Genomic DNA, 18,963 nt, shown 5'->3' on the forward strand with positions numbered 1-18,963 from the left:
GACTGAGCTTACATGCCGTTAGTGAATGCTGGGTTGCTCAGGTCAATGTCAGCACGTACCGGTGCAAGAGCTTTGGCGTACTTGACCAGAATATCCAGTGCGTAATCCACGCGTGGGTGCAGGCGCTGATCTTCATCGCTACTGGCGTGCGGGGTATTCAGGACTTTTTCCACGCTGCGAATGATCAGGTGCTCAGGCAAGTAGCAGAGGCGGCAGTTTTTATAGCCCGAAGCGCGCAGTTCACTGATCGGGTATGCACCGCCCACAGCAGCAGACACACCTACCAGAAGGCCTGGTTTGTGTGCCAATTCAGCTTTGCTGGCGTAAATAAAGAAGTTCTTGATGGCTGGGCTGGCCATGCCATTCCACTCAGGCGAGATGATTACCACTGCGTCAGCCTCTTTCAGCTGCTGGCTGTAGAGGTTCCATGGGCCGGTATCTTCAGCAGGCCAAAGGGGTAGGGGGGCAAGCCCGAGGTCGATGACGTTGCTCAGCTCGACTGAGGTGTGACCCTGACCAATCAGGCGCTGGCGTAAGAAGCGGGCAACTTTACCGGACTGACTGTTAGCGCGGCTGGAGCCTGCGACCAATGCAACTCTAAGCATTATTTCCTCCTCGGCATAAACAAACAGGCTGCGCGGTGCAGCCTGTTAAGTGTGGCGCAAGCATAAAGCAGAGCGGTCAGGCTGCCGAGTCAAAATCAGGTTTAGACGCGGAACTGGTCCATCAGTGATTGCTGGTTATTGGCCAGGGCGTTGAGGTCCTGGCTGATCTGGGCGGACTCCTGCGCTTGCGCCGAGATGGCTTCTGTAACGTCGCGAATGGAGGCGACGTTGCGGTTAATCTCCTCGGCCACCGAGCTTTGTTCTTCCGCTGCGCTGGCAATCTGCAGGTTCATGTCGGTAATCACACTCACTGCCTGATTGATACGCTTGAGCGCATCTACCGCTTGCTCTACCTGGGTGACGCTGCTCTGTGCCTGATGGTGGCTGCTGGACATGGTGTCGACCACTTCTTTGGTGCCATTTTGCAGGCCTTCTATCACCAGGCGAATCTCTTCGACGGAGTCCTGCGTACGCTTGGCCAGGTTGCGCACTTCATCGGCCACCACTGCAAACCCACGTCCGGCATCACCGGCACGGGCGGCTTCAATTGCAGCATTGAGGGCGAGCAGGTTGGTTTGTTCGGCGATTGAACGAATGACTTCGAGCACCGAGCCAATTTTCTCGCTGCTGCTGGCAAGCCCTTCAACTTCCTCCATGGCAACGCTCATTTCGTTGGCCAGTAGCTCAATGGCATTGGTGGTCTGGCCGATCACAGTCATGCCTTCCTTGCTGGCAAGGTCAGCATTGCGCGCTGACTCGGCAGCTTGGGCAGCGTTTTGGGCAACATCGTGGGCGGTGGCGCTCATTTCTTGGAAGGCGGTGGCCACTTGATCGACTTCGCGGTACTGCTGCTGCATGCCGTTGCTGGTCTGGTTGGCTACCAGTGCAGCTTGATCTGCCGTTCTGCGGGCGTCCTGCACGCTGTGTTTAACTTCGGCAATGATGGGCTGCAGTTTATCGAGGAAACGATTGAACCAACTAGCCAATTGGCCGAGCTCATCTTGCTTGGTGTAGTGCAGGCGAGCAGTCAAATCACCTTCGCCGCTGGCAATGTTTTTCAGCATGTCTGCCAAGGTCATGATGGGGCGAGTGACGCTGCGAGCCATTAACCAGATCAGCAGAATGCCGAGGATGCCGGCTGCTAGGCCCAAGGCCAGCGACACCACCGTGCTGCGGGTGTTGTTCTCTGACATCTGCTGATCCAGGCGCAATACCGGAGCGAGCAGCGTGCTTTCAGGGACTTCAATTAACACCGCCCAAGGTTTGCTGGAGGGAATTGGATGCATGGATTGCACCACACGCAACATCCCATCCTGACTCAGCAAGGCATTCTGATTGGACTCCACTTGACTGAGGATTGAGGTGCTCTGGCCGGGGATGGCCTTTTCCAGTTTTTCGCCCAACAGACTGCTGTCGCGGCTGTGGCTGGAGAGGTATCCGAGCGGGCTGATGATGCTGATGTGGCCGTCGCCATTAAATAGCTCTTTATGGCCGTTTGTACTGAGGGTTTGCAGGCTGTCGAGGGCGATATCCACGCCGAGGACGCCAATCACCTTGCCGTTCTCAGTCAGCGGGAAGGCAATGCTGGTCATTAGCACTTTCTCGGTACCGTTAGCGCTATCCAGATAAGGTTCAATCAGACAGGGTTGGCTGGTTTGGGTTGGGCACGTGTACCACGCGTTGAACGGAGTGCCGGTGATGCCGGGAGTGGTATCTTTAAGGCTTTCTTCATTCATCACCTCAAGTGTCATCTGACCGTTCTCGCCCTGCATCCAGTAAACGGCGAAGCGGCCGCTGTCATTGCCGCCCTGATCAGTCTGGTTGACGAACAGATCATCCTTGCCATCCAACCCGTTGGGCTCGAACGCCAGGTAGACGCCGAGCAACGAACGGTTGTTCTCCACTGACTCGCGGATACGTTCACTGAGGTCTTCGCGCACCTCAAAAGCGTTAAATAGTCGCTTCTGGGCTTGCTCACGAATGAAAGTCACCTGCGCGGCAGTGCTGGCTCCGTATTGGTACGCATCCATGAAGAAACGCTGCACCTTGAGTGTTTCTGTCTCCGCTCTGGCGCGCATGCGAGCTTGAGCAGCTTCGGTCAACATCTGCGAACTGGCACTTTGAACCAAGCGGGCGCTGTTGGAGGCCTGAAAGACTGCAAGGCCCACTAGCACAGTGACGATTGCCAGCAGGCACAGGCCCGCCAGCATGGTGATCTTCATCTGTATGGAGAGTTTGCTGAGTTGCATGGAACAGACCCGCAAAGTTATTAGTGATCTCAGGCTATCGGTCGTTAGCGGAATTTCTTTAAGCCTGGCAATACTTTGCAATCACTTGCGTGTTTTTTGGGGAGTGCACGGCTGTCATCGCTTTTTGACAGCGTGGTCAGCATTGTGCAGAGTACCGCCCCTTCGCTGCGCAGGCGCAGTTGCCACTGGAGGTTCAGAGCCTTCGGGGGCTTTGTTTAATGGCTGGAGTTATTTGATGAACGCAGTGGTTGCGGCGGTCGGAATCATGTTGATTCTGAGTTTGTGTCGTGTGCATGTGGTGGTCGCCCTTATCGTGGGTGCGCTGGCAGGCGGTTTGTTAGGTGGTTTGGGGCTTGAGGGCTCTCTGTCTGCCTTTAATAAAGGATTGGGAGGTGGTGCCACCGTTGCGTTGTCTTACGCATTGCTGGGTGCATTTGCCGTCGCAATTGCCAAGTCAGGCCTAGCTCATGCGCTGGCCGACAAGGTACTGGTGATGGTTGATAAACAAGATGCGCAAGGCGCAGGGCTGCTGAAGTGGATTCTGATCTGCGTTCTGCTCGTCGTAGCGGTGTCTTCGCAGAATATTTTGCCCATCCACATCGCATTTATTCCTCTGCTGATTCCGCCGCTGCTATATGTGCTGACTAAGCTGCAGATTGATCGTCGTCTGATTGCCTGCGTTCTGACCTTCGGCCTGATCACGCCGTATATGTTCTTGCCGGTTGGTTTTGGGGCCATCTTTCTTAACGATATTTTGGTGGCCAATGTCGTCAATAACGGCGTTGATACCACGGGCCTGAATGTTACCGAAGCGATGCTGATTCCAGCAGTGGGCATGGTTGTCGGGCTGCTTATTGCACTGTTCTCGTACCGTAAGAAGCGTGTTTATGACCTGGCCAAGGTGCAAAAGGCTGAGCGCGTAGATGTGCAGTACAACCCGAAAACTCTGCTGGTGGCAGTTGCTGCGATTGCTACTGCTTTCATTGTTCAGCTGTGGCTGGACTCGATGATTATTGGTGCGCTGTCCGGTTTCATCATCTTTTCTGTTTCTGGTGTGGTGCGCTGGAAAGAGGCGGATGACCTGTTCACCGAAGGCATGAAGATGATGGCTATGATCGGCTTCATCATGATCGCAGCAGCAGGCTTTGCTGAGGTGATGAAGGCCACTGGCGAGGTCAAAACTTTGGTGGAAAGCTCCGCCACGCTGATTGGTCATGACAAGGCCGTGGGGGCGCTGGTGATGCTGCTGGTCGGTCTGCTGGTGACGATGGGTATTGGTTCGTCATTCTCCACAGTGCCAATTATTGCAGCCATCTTTGTGCCGCTGGGTGTGCAGCTTGGCTTCAGTCCGTTAGCAATCTTGAGTATTGTCGGTACCGCTGGCGCTCTGGGTGATGCGGGTTCGCCTGCTTCAGACTCCACCCTCGGCCCAACTGCAGGTCTGAACGTAGATGGTCAGCACAACCATATCTGGGACAGCGTCGTCCCGACTTTTCTGCACTACAACCTGCCGTTGTTAGTCTTCGGCTGGATTGCTGCCATGACGCTGTAAAGTGGCATTTGTCTCTCGAAGGGCTGTCGAGTAATCGGCGGCCCTTTTTTATGTGCACGTTTCACGTATTTTTTTGCGCGCGTGGTTGAGAAACTATGCCACGTAGGTAGTCGCAGTACTTTGTTAATCCGATTGAGAGTGAGAGCTAAATGGCTGGTTGGACTGTTCTGGGGCGCTCGCTGTGCGTGGGGATGCTGCTGGTGATGTGTGTAGCGTGCGGCTCAGGTCCTCAGCTAAAGCCTGAAACTGCTGCGCTGCCAGAGCGTGTCGAGCTAGTTAATGTGCCGTTTTTTTATTTGAGCGAGGCCTCTGGTGGCTCGTCTGTACTGGCGGCGGTGCTCAATCATAACAACGTAATCTCAACGCCTGGTTTGATTGAGGCGCGAATTCAAGAACTTGCCAAAGGGCAGCGCGAGCGTGAGGCTTTGGCTGTTGTCGCGCGATCATATGATCAGGCGGTGTATCCGTTGTCCGCTGAGCTGGATGCCTTGATTCAGCAAGTGGCAGGTAAGAATCCTGTGCTTGTACAGCTGGATAAGTCTTTCTCTGGGCCGGGGGGAGAATTTGCCTTGTTAGTTGGCTATGACCGGCGTGAGCGGATCTTGATACTGCGCAAGGGCAATGCGCGCCGTTTGCACGTGAGTTTGAATGACTTTGATGAGCAGTGGGCAGAAGCGGGGCGTTGGGCGGTGGTCGTGCTGCCCGCAAGTGTATTACCTGCTCAGGCTGAGCGTGAGCGCTGGCTGGATGCGCTGCGAGCCCTTCAGCAGCAGGGGCGGGACGCTGCGGTTAGGCGCGGGCTGACGGCAGCCAAGGCGAAGTGGCCGGACGCACAGCTCTAAGTAATCGAGTTAAATAAAAACGGCACCCTACGGTGCCGTTTTTGTGCCTGGAACTTAGAGTCCAAACTTGTCGCGCAGTGAGTAATACCAAGCGCCGATAGCGGTAAATGGTACGCGGAACAGCTGACCACCAGGGAATGGGTAGTGCGGTAGCCCGGCAAAGGCATCAAAGCGCTCGGCCTGGCCACGTAAGGCTTCACCCAGCACCTTACCGGCCAGGTGGGTGTAAGTCACGCCGTGGCCGCTGCAGCCTTGCGAGTAATAGATGTTGTCACCCAGGCGGCCCACTTGCGGCAGGCGTGATAGGGTCAGCAGGAAGTTGCCTGTCCACGCGTAATCGATCTTCACATGCTTCAATTGCGGGAAGGTCTTGAGCATCTTCGGTCGGATAATTGCCTCAATGTTGGACGGATCGCGTGCGCCGTAAACTACACCGCCGCCGAAGATCAGGCGTTTATCGCCGGAAAGACGGTAGTAATCGAGTAGGTAGTTGCAGTCCTCAACGCAGTAATCCTGTGGCAGCAGCGATTGTGCAAGCTCATCGGAAAGAGGTTCAGTTGTGATCACCTGAGTGCCGCATGGCATGGACTTCGCTGACAGTTCGGGAAGCAGGTTGCCCAGGTAAGCGTTACCGGCTACCACTACGAACTTAGCCTTAACGCGACCTTTAGGTGTGTGCACGACCGGGTTCGCGCCGCGTTCAATGCGAGTTGCCGGGGATTGCTCATGAATGACGCCACCAAGCGATTCAACCGCAGCTGCTTCGCCTAGAGCCAGGTTAAGTGGGTGAATGTGGCCGCCGCTCATATCCAGCATGCCGCCTACATATAGGTCCGTATTAACAACCTCGCGGATGCGTTGGGCATCCATGAGCTCCAGCTGGGTGTGGCCGTAGCGTTCCCACAGTTTCTTCTGCGCCTCAAGGTGCTTCATGTGCTTGGGCGTGTTGGCTGCGAATACGCCGCCGTCTTTGAGATCACACTGGATGTTGTATTTGGCGATGCGCTCGCGAATGATGCGGCCACCTTCGAATGCCATATCACCCAGCAGTTTGGCTTGCTGTGGGCCGACCGTGCGTTCAATAACGTCGATGTCGCGGCTGTAGCTGTTAACGATTTGTCCACCGTTACGGCCTGAAGCGCCAAAGCCAACTTTGGCAGCTTCGACAATCACTACTTTGAATCCATTCTCGAGTAGGGCAATGGCGGTCGACAGTCCGGTATAACCGGCACCGACAATACACACATCTGTTTCTACTTCACCATTGAGCTCTGGGCGATCCGGAACCGGATTGGCCGATGCTGCGTAATAGGACTGCGGGTAAGGTGTGTGCGCCATTTTGCAACCTCTGTTCTTTATTTTTTACGAGTGAGCCGATCCTACCTGAGTTGAAAATGGCCGGCTAGTGGGCTGAATCAAAAGAACTTAGGTTGCTGAATTCGTAAAAATTACAATTATTCAGAGGGTTAGCGAAAAAATCTGTTGACACTGATTGCGGCGTCAGTAGAATGCGCACCCACAGCAGGCACGTAGCTCAGTTGGTTAGAGCACCACCTTGACATGGTGGGGGTCGTTGGTTCGAGTCCAATCGTGCCTACCAGATTTGGTAGAAAAAGGGTCGCTTATGCGGCCCTTTTTTATTGCCTGAAATACGGTAAATCCACACGCGAACTTGCGCGGGTTTGCTAAAGTAGCGCGTTTACAACTTCCAGTGACTCTGGTTCGGTTCTGGTTGGCTAAAGCTCCTGCCACTGTATGGCAGGGATACCGCCGAATCATTTACTGGCTCATCCCAACCCATGTGGCCTTTGGTAGAGGTCACCACTAGGAGAGGAGGCGCCATGCCCATCATTACTCTTCCCGACGGCAGTCAGCGTACATTCGATCAACCGGTATCCGTTCTTGAGGTGGCTCAGTCCATCGGTGCGGGCTTGGCTAAGGCTACAGTGGCTGGCAAAGTTAATGGCAAGCTAGTCGATGCGTGCGATCTGATTACTGACGATTCAACGCTGCAGATCATTACCCCTAAAGACCAGGAAGGCGTTGAGATTATCCGCCACTCCTGCGCGCATCTCGTCGGGCACGCGGTCAAACAGCTTTTCCCGTCCGCAAAGATGGTGATCGGCCCGGTCATTGATGAAGGTTTCTATTACGATATCTCTGCCGAGCGTCCTTTTACGCCGGAAGACATGGTGGCAATCGAGCAGCGCATGCGTGAGCTGATCGACAAGGATTACGACGTCATCAAAAAGATGACGCCGCGCGCAGAAGTCATCGAGGTATTTAAGTCCCGTGGTGAAGACTACAAGCTCCGTCTGATTGATGACATGCCGGACGAAACGGCAATGGGGCTTTACTACCACGAAGAATACGTCGACATGTGTCGTGGACCACACGTGCCAAATACGCGCTTCCTTAAGGCATTCAAACTGACCAAGATGTCAGGTGCCTATTGGCGTGGCGATGCCAAAAACGAACAGCTACAGCGCATTTACGGTACTGCTTGGGCGGATAAGAAGCAGCTTGCTGCTTACATTCAGCGTATTGAAGAAGCCGAGAAGCGTGATCACCGTAAAATCGGTAAGCGCCTTGATCTGTTCCATACCCAGGAAGAGGCGCCAGGTATGGTGTTCTGGCACCCGAATGGCTGGACTATCTACCAGGTGCTTGAGCAGTACATGCGCGGTGTTCAGCGTGAAAATGGCTATCAGGAAGTGCGCACGCCGCAAGTGGTCGACCGCATTCTGTGGGAGAAATCCGGCCATTGGGGTAACTATGCTGACAACATGTTCACCACTGAGTCAGAAAGTCGCGATTACGCCATCAAGCCAATGAACTGCCCGTGCCACGTGCAGATTTTCAACCAGGGTCTGAAAAGCTATCGTGAGCTGCCGCTGCGTCTTGCTGAATTTGGCTCCTGCCACCGGAACGAAGCATCTGGCGCATTGCACGGTATTATGCGTGTGCGTGGGTTCACTCAGGACGATGCGCACATCTTCTGTACAGAAGAGCAGGTGAAGAAAGAGGCTGCAGACTTCATCAAGCTGACTTTGCAGGTGTACTCCGACTTTGGTTTCTCTGATATCCAGATGAAATTGTCGACCCGCCCAGCTAAGCGTGTGGGTGATGATGCGTTCTGGGATCGTGCCGAACAGGCGTTGGCTGATGCGCTTAACGAGGCAGGTCTGCCTTGGGAGTATTTGCCGGGTGAGGGTGCCTTCTACGGCCCGAAGATTGAGTTCACCTTGCTGGACTGCCTGGGGCGTGCCTGGCAATGCGGTACGCTGCAGTACGATCCGAACATGCCGCAGCGTCTTGAGGCCAGCTATGTGTCAGAGGACAACTCTCGTAAAGTGCCCGTAATGCTGCATCGCGCTATCCTGGGGTCTTTCGAGCGTTTCATCGGTATTCTGATTGAGCACTACGAGGGGGCATTCCCTGCGTGGCTAGCTCCGACACAGGCTGTGGTGATGAATATCACCGATAAACAGGCTGATTTTGCTCTGGAAGTTGAAAAAACTCTGAATCAAAGCGGTTTCCGTGCCAAAGCCGACTTGAGAAACGAGAAGATAGGCTTTAAAATCCGCGAGCATACTTTGCTCAAGGTTCCATATCTCTTGGTTATTGGGGATAGGGAAGTTGAGACGCAAACTGTCGCTGTGCGCACCCGTGAAGGCGCTGACCTGGGCTCTATGCCTGTCACCCAATTTACTGAACTGCTCGCACAGGCGATTTCCCGGCGTGGTCGCCAAGGTTTGGAGTAATCATTATTAAGCGTGATATGAGACAAGATAAACGAGCTGCACCGAAAGCCCCGATCAACGAGAATATCTCGGCACGCGAGGTTCGGTTAATTGGCGCTGACGGCGAGCAAATTGGCATCGTCTCGATTGATGAAGCGCTTAGAATCGCTGATGAGAGCAAGCTGGATCTGGTAGAGATTTCTGCCGATGCAACACCTCCAGTTTGCCGCATCATGGATTACGGCAAGTCGCTCTTCGAAAAGAAGAAGCAGATAGCCGCAGCGAAAAAGAACCAGAAACAGGTTCAGGTTAAAGAAATCAAGTTTCGTCCAGGGACGGAGGAAGGGGATTACCAGGTAAAACTACGCAACCTGGTACGTTTCCTTAGTGAGGGGGACAGGGCCAAGGTTTCGCTTCGATTCCGTGGTCGTGAGATGGCGCATCAGGAGCTGGGTATGGAGTTGTTGAAGCGGGTTGAAGCTGACCTCGCTGAATACGGCACCGTCGAACAGCACCCTAAGATGGAAGGACGCCAGCTTATTATGGTCATCGCCCCCAAAAAGAAGAAGTAACCACCAGGGCACGGCAGGCCTTGCGGTTATGTTTATCAATTGAATGCGGAGTATCCGAACATGCCAAAGATGAAAACTAAGAGTGGTGCAGCCAAGCGTTTTCTTAAAACCGCTACTGGCTTCAAGCACAAGCACGCTTTCAAGAGCCACATCCTGACCAAAATGTCCACCAAGCGTAAGCGTCAACTGCGGGGCAGCAGCCTGATTCACCCGTCTGACGTAGCAAAAGTGGCGCGCATGCTGCGCGTTCGTTAATCGGTCAAGGTTAGAGGAAATTACTCATGGCTCGTGTTAAGCGCGGCGTTATCGCTCGTAAGCGTCACAAAAAAATTCTGAAACTCGCTAAAGGCTACTACGGTGCGCGCTCGCGCGTATTCCGCGTTGCCAAGCAGGCAGTGATCAAGGCAGGCCAATACGCCTACCGTGACCGCCGTCAGCGTAAGCGTCAGTTCCGCGCTCTGTGGATCGCTCGTATCAATGCTGGTGCTCGTGTTAACGGTCTGTCCTACAGCCGTCTGATCGCTGGCCTGAAAAAAGCGTCCATCGAGATCGATCGCAAGGTTCTGGCCGATCTGGCAGTGAACGAAAAAGCGGCGTTTGCTGCGATTGTCGAGAAAGCGAAAGCCGTACTGGCTTAAGTCCCTGACAATCTCCGGGCTCGCCCGGTGCTAAACGTCACCAATAGGGGAAGAGCCTTCAAGCTCTTCCCCTATTTCGTATCTGGAGTCTTTAAATGGAAAATCTGGATGTGCTGGTCTCGCAAGCGCTTGAGGCCGTTAGCCACACCGACGATGTGAACGCCCTTGAGCAACTGCGTGTTCAGTATCTGGGTAAAAAAGGCGAATTGACTCAGGTGATGAAGACCCTGGGCAATCTTTCAGCTGAAGAGCGTCCGCAAGCCGGTGCGCTGATTAATGCCGCCAAAGACAAGGTTCAGGACGCGCTGAATGAGCGTAAGGCATCCCTTGAGCAGGCTGCCCTTAGTGCCAAGTTGGCTGCAGAGAAAATTGATGTGACGTTGCCCGGCCGTGGCCAGACCTCCGGAGGTCTGCATCCGGTTACACGTACTCTTGAGCGTGTGGAGCAGTTCTTCACCCGCATCGGCTACGGCATTGCCGAAGGCCCTGAAGTCGAAAACGACTATCACAACTTTGAAGCGTTGAATATTCCGGGGCATCACCCGGCCCGTGCTATGCACGATACGTTCTATTTCAACGCCAATATGCTGCTGCGCACCCATACCTCGCCGGTACAGGTGCGCACCATGGAGTCCCAGCAGCCGCCGATCCGCATTGTTTGCCCGGGCCGTGTTTATCGCTGTGACTCCGATATTACCCATTCGCCGATGTTCCACCAGGTAGAAGGCCTGCTGGTTGATGAGGGCGTAAGCTTTGCTGATCTGAAGGGCACTATTGAGGAGTTCCTCCGCGTATTCTTCGAGAAGCCGCTGGGCGTACGCTTCCGTCCGTCCTTCTTCCCATTCACTGAGCCGTCCGCTGAAGTGGATATGCAGTGTGTGATGTGCAGCGGCAAGGGCTGTCGCGTGTGCAAACAGACCGGCTGGCTTGAAGTGATGGGCTGCGGCATGGTGCATCCGAATGTGCTGCGCATGTCTGGCATTGATCCTGAGAAATACTCCGGCTTTGCCTTCGGTATGGGGGTTGAACGCTTGGCGATGCTTCGCTATGGCGTCAACGACTTACGACTGTTCTTCGATAACGACCTGCGGTTCCTGGCGCAATTCCGCTAGCACCAGCCGCATGAACGTAACCGAATAGTTGAGGAGAGCAGGATGAAATTCAGTGAACAATGGCTGCGCAGCTGGGTAAACCCGCAGGTTTCCCGTGATGAGTTGGTAGCCCGTTTGTCCATGGCTGGGCTGGAAGTCGACAGCGTAGAGTTGGTGGCTGGTCAGTTCAGTGGTGTTGTTGTGGGAGAGGTGCTCAGTACTGAGCAGCATCCGGACGCCGATAAGCTGCGCGTGTGCCAGGTGAGCAACGGCAGCCAAACCTTCCAGGTTGTCTGTGGTGCGCCAAATGTGCGTCCGGGTCTGAAAATTCCGTTCGCTATGATCGGTGCAGAGCTGCCTGGCGACTTTAAAATCAAGAAAGCCAAACTGCGTGGTGTTGAGTCCAACGGCATGCTGTGCTCTGCGTCTGAGCTGAAAATCAGCGATGACCACGATGGTTTGATGGAGTTACCGGCTGATGCGCCGGTTGGTGAAGATATCCGCGTCTATCTGCAGCTGGATGATGCCAGTATCGAAGTAGACCTGACTCCGAACCGTGGCGACTGCCTGTCCCTTGCCGGATTGGCGCGCGAAGTAGGGGCGTTGTACGACGTTCCAGTTGCCCGACCGCAAGTGGCCAGTGTTGCAGTGGCGCACGATGAGGTCCGCAGTGTAGACGTGTTGGCACCGAATGCCTGCCCGCGCTACCTCGGTCGAATCATTCGTAACGTAGACCTGTCCCGCCCAACGCCTTTGTGGATGGTTGAGCGCCTGCGTCGTGCCGATATCCGCAGCATCGATGCGGCCGTTGATATCACCAACTACGTAATGATTGAGTTGGGGCAGCCTCTGCATGCGTTCGACCTTGCCGAGATCAATGGTGGTATTCGCGTGCGCATGGCGGAAGAGGGCGAAAAGCTGGTTCTGCTCGACGGTCAGGAAGTCACCCTGCGTCCTGATACGCTGGTTATTGCTGATCATCAGCGTGCGTTAGCGATTGCCGGTGTGATGGGTGGTGAGCACAGCGGTGTCAGCGCAACGACTAAGGATATTTTCCTTGAGAGCGCTTTCTTCGACACCATTGCCATTGCAGGCAAGGCGCGCTCCTACGGCTTGCATACCGATGCATCGCACCGCTATGAGCGTGGTGTTGACTGGCAGTTGGCCCGCGAAGCCATGGAGCGTGCAACAGCGCTTTTGCTGGAGATCGTAGGTGGTGAGGCAGGCCCGGTCGTTGAGGCCGCGAGCCAGGAGCATCTGCCACAGATTGCACCGATTACACTACGTGCTGAGCGCGTCGAGCAGATGCTTGGCCTGCGTATGGATGGTGCTGAAATCGAGCGGCTTCTATCCGGACTCGGCCTGACTGTAGCTGCAGCAGGTGAGGGGCTGTGGCAGGTAACTGTTCCAAGTCATCGCTTTGATATCAGTATTGAGGTGGATCTGATCGAGGAGTTGGGCCGTCTCTATGGTTACAACCGTCTGCCGGTGCGTTACCCGCAGGCACGCCTGGCTCCGCAGGCGAAAGCTGAGGCCGCGGTCGATCTGCCAGTGCTGCGTCGCCTGCTGGTTGCGCGAGGCTATCAGGAGGCAATCACTTACAGCTTCATTGATCCGAAACTGTTTGAGTTGTTCGCTCCAGGTGTTGCGCCGTTAATGCTGGCAAACCCGATCTCGGCTGATATGGCTGCGATGCGTTCGTCACTGTGGCCTGGCTTGGTTAAGGCGCTGCAGCATAACCTCAATCGTCAGCAGTCGCGTGTTCGTCTGTTCGAAAGCGGTCTGCGCTTTGTTGGTCAGCTGGAAGAGTTGCAGCAAGAGCCGATGCTTGCCGGCGTTGTTTGCGGTGGTCGTCTGCCAGAAGCTTGGGCCCATGGTCGTGAGACTGTCGACTTCTACGATGTTAAAGCAGATGTTGAAGCATTGCTGGCAAGTGCCGGTGCTGCTGGCAGTTTCTCATTCGTACCGGGTGAGCATTCTGCACTGCATCCCGGTCAGACTGCGCGCATCGAGCGTGATGGAAAACTGGTCGGTTACATCGGTGCAATTCATCCGGAGTTGGCTAAAGCGCTTGATCTTGACCAGACTGTGTTCATGTTCGAGTTGCTGCTGAGTGAAATCACCCGCGGCCAGATGCCGAAATTCCAGGAGCTTTCCAAGTTCCCAGAAGTTCGTCGTGACTTGGCATTGCTGGTAGATCGCGATGTTCCGGCTCAGAGCCTGCTCAATACAATTCGTGAAACAGCAGGGGAATGGATGACAGACCTCAAGCTGTTTGATGTCTATGTAGGAAAAGGTATTGATCCTGATAGAAAAAGTATTGCAGTTGGCTTGACCTGGCAGCATCCATCGCGCACTCTTAATGACGATGAGGTGAGTACGACAACACAGAATATCCTCACCTCCCTGGAACAAAGGTTCAACGCCACGTTAAGGAAGTAGCGTATGGGGGCTCTGACGAAAGCTGAGATGGCAGAACGTCTGTATGAAGAGCTGGGCCTGAATAAACGGGAAGCCAAGGAATTGGTGGAGCTGTTCTTTGAAGAGATCCGCCAAGCGCTGGAGCTTAACGAACAGGTCAAACTCTCGGGGTTCGGTAATTTTGATTTGCGCGACAAGCGTCAGCGCCCCGGTCGTAATCCAAAAACGGGGGAGGAAATTCCGATCACGGCGCGCCGTGTCGTGACTTTCCGCCCCGGCCAGAAACTTAAAGCCAGGGTTGAGGCTTATGCTGGAACCAAGCCATAACGACGAACTGCCCACGATACCCGGGAAGCGTTACTTCACCATAGGTGAGGTGAGTGAACTGTGTGCTGTGAAGCCGCATGTATTGCGCTATTGGGAGCAGGAGTTCCCGCAGCTCAATCCGGTTAAGCGGCGAGGAAACCGACGCTATTACCAGCGTCAGGATGTCCTGATGATCCGGCAGATTCGGGCATTACTTTACGATCAGGGCTTCACCATCGGTGGTGCCCGACAGCGGTTGTCTGGTGATGAGGCTAAAGACGACAGCACTCAATATAAGCAGCTGATCAAGCAAATGATCACCGAGCTTGAAGATGTGCTGATGGTTCTGAAGAAGTAATCGGCTATTCAAAAAAGTTTCCATAATTCAGAAGCTTATAGTATAGTCTTCGACGTTTTCGAGCAGTCGGAAACATCGTCGGGGCGTAGCGCAGCCCGGTAGCGCACTTGCATGGGGTGCAAGGGGTCGAGTGTTCGAATCACTCCGTCCCGACCAAAAATCCCTAGAAAATCCAGTCACTTAGCGGTGACTGGATTTTTTTATGCCTATTTGAACAGCCTGGCTGCGGGACTTTTGCGGAACTTTATGTTGTCGCATCCTTTTGCCACGAGAGTAGCGTGAGAGCGGGGGCGGGTTGTCGGGAACTGAAACCTTAGTCGGCGCCATGATCACCGGTCCAGCACTAGCGCTGAGTAGTCGCTGGCGACGTTGCTACTTTTGTGACCCAGTGATGCAAGCTTGTACTCATGGGAAACCCCGGCCGTTCGCAGCGCGCGTGCGAATGTGTGTTTTAGGCCGTTGATTCTGATCCGTGCAAAACAGGGGCGGTTTTGTCCAGCTTGGCATGCATACAGGATCATGCGAGCAACCTGATGCTTGGTTAATTGACTGCCACGTGAAATTTAAGGTGGTGAGAGGATGGGATGTAGTGGCCTGAAGCTGTTTGGAGATCAGGCCACTTACCAGTCCGCATCCGGATGCGGGAGCGATGTGATTTACCCTACCGGTGCCTTAACCCTTGTTGTAGTCGTTAAGCGAGATTACGCGCGTTTTGCCAACGCGGTGTCGGTAGATCTCGCGCAGGTACTTGATGGCCTTTTTCACGCTCTCGCGAGAGAGGCGTATATCGTTGATTGAAACAAACTTTTCCTGATCATTAATCAGTTCGCGAAATTTCTTCTCGTACATCGGTTTGATCGCGTACCAATTGGTATCGAGGATCTTTGCCGGGTTTTCGTACTCGTTGAGCATAGCCTCTATGCGCTCTTCATCGAATTCTTCAGAAATGATGAAGTCCAGCATGGCGTTATCAAGGCTTTCGTCGTAGCGGTATTGGTCGCGGGCAAAGCAGCGCTTGATGAAGGCGACGATCAATGTCAGGAAGTCGTCTGACAGGCACGGACTTTTGACGATTAGGGTCGTCAGCGAAAGGTTGGCCGAGGCTCCAATCACCAAGGCGTAGCGTTTCAGCGTGGTATTTGGGAACAGGCTGTTAAGGTGAGTCTTGAGCCGGTTCAAGTCCATATAGGAGAGCTTGTAATCCTTCGGCAACGAGACAATGGATACCACCGATGAACAGTTCTTGAAGAAATGCAAATCACTAAGGGCGCTGGCATCAAAGTTGGATTTTTTGTACTGCTCAAGTGCTGCCCGGTAGCGCTTAGCCTCGATCGGTAACAGGCTAATACCTTCGATGGCTTGAGTGGTTTTGTTGAAATGCGGCAAATCGATCGAGCGGAAGAACAGGTCATCAATATTGAGCTTGGGCTGTTCTTTTTCAAACACCTTGAATTTGTCGGTGGCGGGCGGTGCCTGTTCTGCAACAACGGATTCGGCATATGCAACGGCTACTGGGCCTGCAAGGCTCATGAACAGGTCGTTGGCATCGAGGCGGATGGTTTCGCCAATGTCGATGCCGGCGCGGCGGAAGTAGTTCTGATCGTAATCTGTGGTCACAGCCTGGGCGGTTAGGATGTTAAAAATCTGCTGTGATATGTATTGGTTGGCGTGGCGCTCCATTGCGTTCACGTCAATGTTTTGAACGTTGCCGCCGTCGCTTTCTTCGGCGTAACGCATGATGTCATTCGAAATCAGCATCATGGCGTTCCACGGCCGGATGCGCCGCATAACGCTTTCTTCGCCGGCCTCATCGCTGTCGAAGTTATAAGAAAAATCCCACTCCTCTGCGAGGTACTTGCACAACAAGCGGCCGGCGTTGATGTGTAGGGCCTCGGACATCTCGATGCGTTGATCTGAGATGTTTGGCAGGATGCAGATACCGCTGGTGAAGATAGGCTCAAAGACGAAGGAGTGGCCGCGATTGTCCTCGCTACTGCTCTCTTGCTTGGTGTCGAAGGTTTTGCTCATGTAAGCGAATTGTTGGGCCAGGCCAAACTCTGAAGCCATGCCTGAACCAGTACCGCCGCCGGCGCTGAAGATGTAGAAATACAAGCGCGATTGGTTAGCTTTAATCCCGCAGGAGTCAATGAGGTAGCTGTGGATGTATTTCCAGTCAGCATTGGAGAATCGTTGGGTGTCCTTATTGAGGATGATCTTAGCTAGGTACTGACCAAGTATTGGTGCGTTACCGGCACCACCAGCATGGACTTCAGACAAGTCCATGATTTTCATCTTGCTGTAGTCATCTAGAAAGCCGCTGGTCTCCGCTTTGCGTGAGAAGCGGATGCGCCCCTCAATGTCCTTGTCCAAATCTCCAAGCATCACCAGTGGTTCAATTAGAAACACAGGTTTGACAGCACGACTGCCGGTCAGCCGCAGGTTGCTGCGCAACCAGCCTGCCGGACGTTGATCGGAGCCATTTTTTTCTTGGCTGCTGAACTCGTTCAGATAGAAACGTCGGGCGTTGTAAACGAGTGAGGCGACATCAAGCGCGATGTTGGAACCACAGCGCCCCAGACCTATCAGGCATACCGACGGGAAGTGCTGGGAGTGACGCACATCGACGGGATCTTCGCCATGTAGCCTTGGGAATACTCGATCACGCAGGCCATCAAGGTTCTCGAGAATGCGGTCAATATCATGCTCGGTGAAGTACATGCATTGCTCACCGCCAACTCGCTTGGGTTGAGCCTCAGGAAGCTCAAGGGAGGTAAGCACGGTATGTCCAACGGTACGCGGTTCAGACACGCTGGAAACTACGTCATTGTCTTTATTTTTTTTCATCGTCGACATTCCGGCTGTTGGCGACAGCTTTTTATTAGTCAATCAGAGTGTTTTAAGACCCTGATATAAACACCAACACTGCAAAGCGCAGGGCAGCATTACTCTACGCAAAAGGAAATTCTTATTCCTTAGTGCAGCACTAGTCTACAGTGCAGTGATGGCAAATGAATGGCGAAATGCTATCTAATTTCACTGCACACTGACAGCGTAATCTTCAAAGACTTTCGGGTAACTTAGTTGCGACCAACTTGTGTACTACAGGAAATGATCGCCACCATTGGGGCTGATGCACTGCCCCTGGAAGTGGCGACCAGCATCTGAGGCCAAAAAGACATAGCTCGGGGCAATGTCATCGACTTCAGCAAGGCGCCCTAATGGAATACCAGCTTTAATGGCCAGTAAGGTCTCGTTGGGTGCAGATTGGAGTATGGGGGTGAGAGTCGCGCCCGGTGCAACACTGTTAATGGTGATGTCAGGGGCACCTATCTCAAGGGCTACGGAACGTGTAAAAGAAATGATCGCGCCCTTTGCTGCGGTGTAAGCGCTGAGTCCTGGTGCGCCCTTGTAGGCTAGCTGGGATACGGTGTTAATGATTCTTCCAGAGCCTTGCTTATACATCAGTGTCAGCACGGACTTAGTCGTGAGAAATGTGCCGCGCAAGTGCACGGCCATAACGCGGTCCCATACTTCTACTGGCAGCTCTTCAACGGCATGGTTGTGAGTGATGCCTGCGTTGTTGACCAAAATGTCTATGCGTCCGAATGCATTCAGCGACTGCTCAACCATCTGAGCAACCTCATGTTGACTGGCGACATCTGCGCAGACAGCAAGAGCCGTGCAGCCCAGTTCTTCCAAGCTTTTGCAGACATCACCTGCGTTAGCGGCCTCTGACTCATTGGGAAAGTTAACCACTACAGCCTTGGCACCTGCTCTTGCATAAGCGAGGGCAACGCCTTGACCGATTCCTGAACTGCATCCTGTGATGAGCGCTACTTTGCCTTTCAACATGGTGTCCGACTCTTTTTGATTGTTATCTGCTCATACTGATTGTGTCTCATCCTCAAATCCAGTCCCGAAAGGTGCATTGTTGGTGGTGCTGGGATGGTCCCGTTGGGTTCATAAGGTCAGGCATTCGAAGGTGCAAAAAAACACTGTACAAACAACCAGTATTATCTGATAGTGCATCGGCGCGGGGTGTTTAGTTGCAGAGATGACTGCGGGCCTGATGTCGAATTCAGTTGACTGAGGAGTTAGAGGTAATGCCAAAACTGCTAATTACTTGCTTTTTGATGGGTTTTTTGACGGGGTGTGCACAGCCGCAACTTGAGCAGCCACAGATGAATGGGGCCTATTTGGTAATCGATGACGATCAAGCATGGGCCGTGCAGGTTTCTGACGGTATACGCATCCGGGAACAAGGGGTGGTTGTCGATGTCATCAAATCGGGCAGCCAGGGGGCAACTGTCGCAGCCAGTTATGTTATCGAAACCCAAAATTGCGGGCGCATGCAGTGGCTCACTGAGCGTTCGGATGCCGCAGATGGCATCACAAGTCTGATGCATGTGCACAATCAGTCAGGTGTAGACAGCCATGCTTGTCAGCTGGGCCAAGCGGAACGTCGTCTGTGGACAGTGTTGGATTATTCCAGCCATGACAGCTAGATGTGTGTCGTCGTCCAATAAATTGCAGATAGTTTAAATTGTAGAGCAGGTCACCGCTGTGAGTGCGAAGGATTGGGCAGG

The 18,963-nt window shown here is 53.7% G+C and carries 15 protein-coding genes, 2 tRNA genes and 2 pseudogenes; 13 read left to right on the plus strand and 6 right to left on the minus strand.

The genetic code is table 11. From position 1 onward, the window contains the following. Nucleotides 1-8: 8 nt before the first annotated feature. The 3 genes and pseudogenes from AO726_RS17815 to AO726_RS21670 all read right to left on the minus strand — a co-directional run. On the minus strand, nt 9-605 hold the full coding sequence (locus tag AO726_RS17815) for an NADPH-dependent FMN reductase (protein WP_058069462.1): 597 nt from the start codon (nt 603-605) through the stop codon (nt 9-11). Between the two features lie 101 nt (nt 606-706). Further along, nucleotides 707-1,222 (minus strand): annotated as a pseudogene (locus AO726_RS21665) (methyl-accepting chemotaxis protein); the annotation flags it as partial. Nucleotides 1,223-1,564: 342 nt separating this feature from the next. Next, nucleotides 1,565-2,854 (minus strand): annotated as a pseudogene (locus tag AO726_RS21670) (PDC sensor domain-containing protein); the annotation flags it as partial. 235 nt (nt 2,855-3,089) lie between these two features. Between AO726_RS21670 and AO726_RS17825 the strand changes: the two are divergent. Then, nucleotides 3,090-4,406: a Na+/H+ antiporter family protein gene (locus AO726_RS17825; protein ID WP_058069464.1), complete on the plus strand. Its 1,317-nt coding sequence runs from the start codon at nt 3,090-3,092 to the stop codon at nt 4,404-4,406. A gap of 149 nt (nt 4,407-4,555) precedes the next feature. Further along, nucleotides 4,556-5,248 carry a hypothetical protein gene (locus AO726_RS17830; protein WP_058069465.1) on the plus strand — a complete coding sequence of 231 codons (693 nt, stop codon included), beginning with the start codon at nt 4,556-4,558 and terminating at the stop codon, nt 5,246-5,248. Between the two features lie 54 nt (nt 5,249-5,302). Here the strand turns inward: AO726_RS17830 and AO726_RS17835 are convergent, their stop codons facing one another. After that, the gene (locus tag AO726_RS17835) at nt 5,303-6,586 is read right to left on the minus strand and encodes an NAD(P)/FAD-dependent oxidoreductase (RefSeq protein ID WP_058069466.1); all 1,284 of its coding nucleotides are present in this window, start codon (nt 6,584-6,586) and stop codon (nt 5,303-5,305) included. A gap of 185 nt (nt 6,587-6,771) precedes the next feature. Between AO726_RS17835 and AO726_RS17840 the strand changes: the two genes are divergently transcribed. The 10 genes from AO726_RS17840 (at nt 6,772) to AO726_RS17885 (ending at nt 14,533) form a co-directional block, all read left to right on the plus strand. Next, nucleotides 6,772-6,848, plus strand: a tRNA-Val gene (locus AO726_RS17840). A gap of 241 nt (nt 6,849-7,089) precedes the next feature. Next, complete coding sequence (gene thrS, locus AO726_RS17845; RefSeq protein ID WP_058069467.1) at nt 7,090-9,012, plus strand: threonine--tRNA ligase; 1,923 nt, start codon at nt 7,090-7,092, stop codon at nt 9,010-9,012. Beyond that, the gene (infC, locus tag AO726_RS17850; protein ID WP_177330570.1) at nt 9,012-9,563 is read left to right on the plus strand and encodes a translation initiation factor IF-3; all 552 of its coding nucleotides are present in this window, start codon (nt 9,012-9,014) and stop codon (nt 9,561-9,563) included. Before thrS ends, infC begins: the two co-directional genes overlap by 1 nt. A 60-nt stretch (nt 9,564-9,623) precedes the next feature. Next, on the plus strand, nt 9,624-9,818 hold the full coding sequence (gene rpmI, locus AO726_RS17855; protein ID WP_058069469.1) for a 50S ribosomal protein L35: 195 nt from the start codon (nt 9,624-9,626) through the stop codon (nt 9,816-9,818). Between the two features lie 26 nt (nt 9,819-9,844). After that, nucleotides 9,845-10,201, plus strand: a complete 357-nt coding sequence (gene rplT / locus AO726_RS17860; protein ID WP_058069470.1) for a 50S ribosomal protein L20 — start codon at nt 9,845-9,847, stop codon at nt 10,199-10,201. A gap of 95 nt (nt 10,202-10,296) precedes the next feature. Beyond that, nucleotides 10,297-11,313: a phenylalanine--tRNA ligase subunit alpha gene (gene pheS, locus AO726_RS17865; protein WP_058069471.1), complete on the plus strand. Its 1,017-nt coding sequence runs from the start codon at nt 10,297-10,299 to the stop codon at nt 11,311-11,313. Nucleotides 11,314-11,355: 42 nt separating this feature from the next. Then, the gene (pheT, locus tag AO726_RS17870) at nt 11,356-13,734 is read left to right on the plus strand and encodes a phenylalanine--tRNA ligase subunit beta (RefSeq protein WP_058069472.1); all 2,379 of its coding nucleotides are present in this window, start codon (nt 11,356-11,358) and stop codon (nt 13,732-13,734) included. A gap of 3 nt (nt 13,735-13,737) precedes the next feature. Further along, the gene (ihfA, locus tag AO726_RS17875; protein WP_058069473.1) at nt 13,738-14,040 is read left to right on the plus strand and encodes an integration host factor subunit alpha; all 303 of its coding nucleotides are present in this window, start codon (nt 13,738-13,740) and stop codon (nt 14,038-14,040) included. Next, entirely contained in the window at nt 14,021-14,377 is a 357-nt protein-coding gene (locus AO726_RS17880) for a MerR family transcriptional regulator (RefSeq protein ID WP_058069474.1), read from the plus strand. Before ihfA ends, AO726_RS17880 begins: the two co-directional genes overlap by 20 nt. A gap of 79 nt (nt 14,378-14,456) precedes the next feature. Continuing rightward, nucleotides 14,457-14,533 (plus strand) — tRNA-Pro (locus AO726_RS17885). Between the two features lie 516 nt (nt 14,534-15,049). Here the strand turns inward: AO726_RS17885 and AO726_RS17890 are convergent. After that, the gene (locus AO726_RS17890) at nt 15,050-17,095 is read right to left on the minus strand and encodes a hypothetical protein (RefSeq protein WP_152987323.1); all 2,046 of its coding nucleotides are present in this window, start codon (nt 17,093-17,095) and stop codon (nt 15,050-15,052) included. Between the two features lie 381 nt (nt 17,096-17,476). Beyond that, nucleotides 17,477-18,229: an SDR family NAD(P)-dependent oxidoreductase gene (locus AO726_RS17895; RefSeq protein WP_058069475.1), complete on the minus strand. Its 753-nt coding sequence runs from the start codon at nt 18,227-18,229 to the stop codon at nt 17,477-17,479. Nucleotides 18,230-18,558: 329 nt separating this feature from the next. Between AO726_RS17895 and AO726_RS17900 the strand changes: the two genes are divergently transcribed. Continuing rightward, complete coding sequence (locus AO726_RS17900; protein WP_241492144.1) at nt 18,559-18,882, plus strand: hypothetical protein; 324 nt, start codon at nt 18,559-18,561, stop codon at nt 18,880-18,882. Nucleotides 18,883-18,963 lie beyond the last annotated feature (81 nt).

The sequence above is a fragment of the Pseudomonas sp. TTU2014-080ASC genome (assembly GCF_001446935.1).
Taxonomy (GTDB): Bacteria; Pseudomonadota; Gammaproteobacteria; order Pseudomonadales; family Pseudomonadaceae; genus Aquipseudomonas.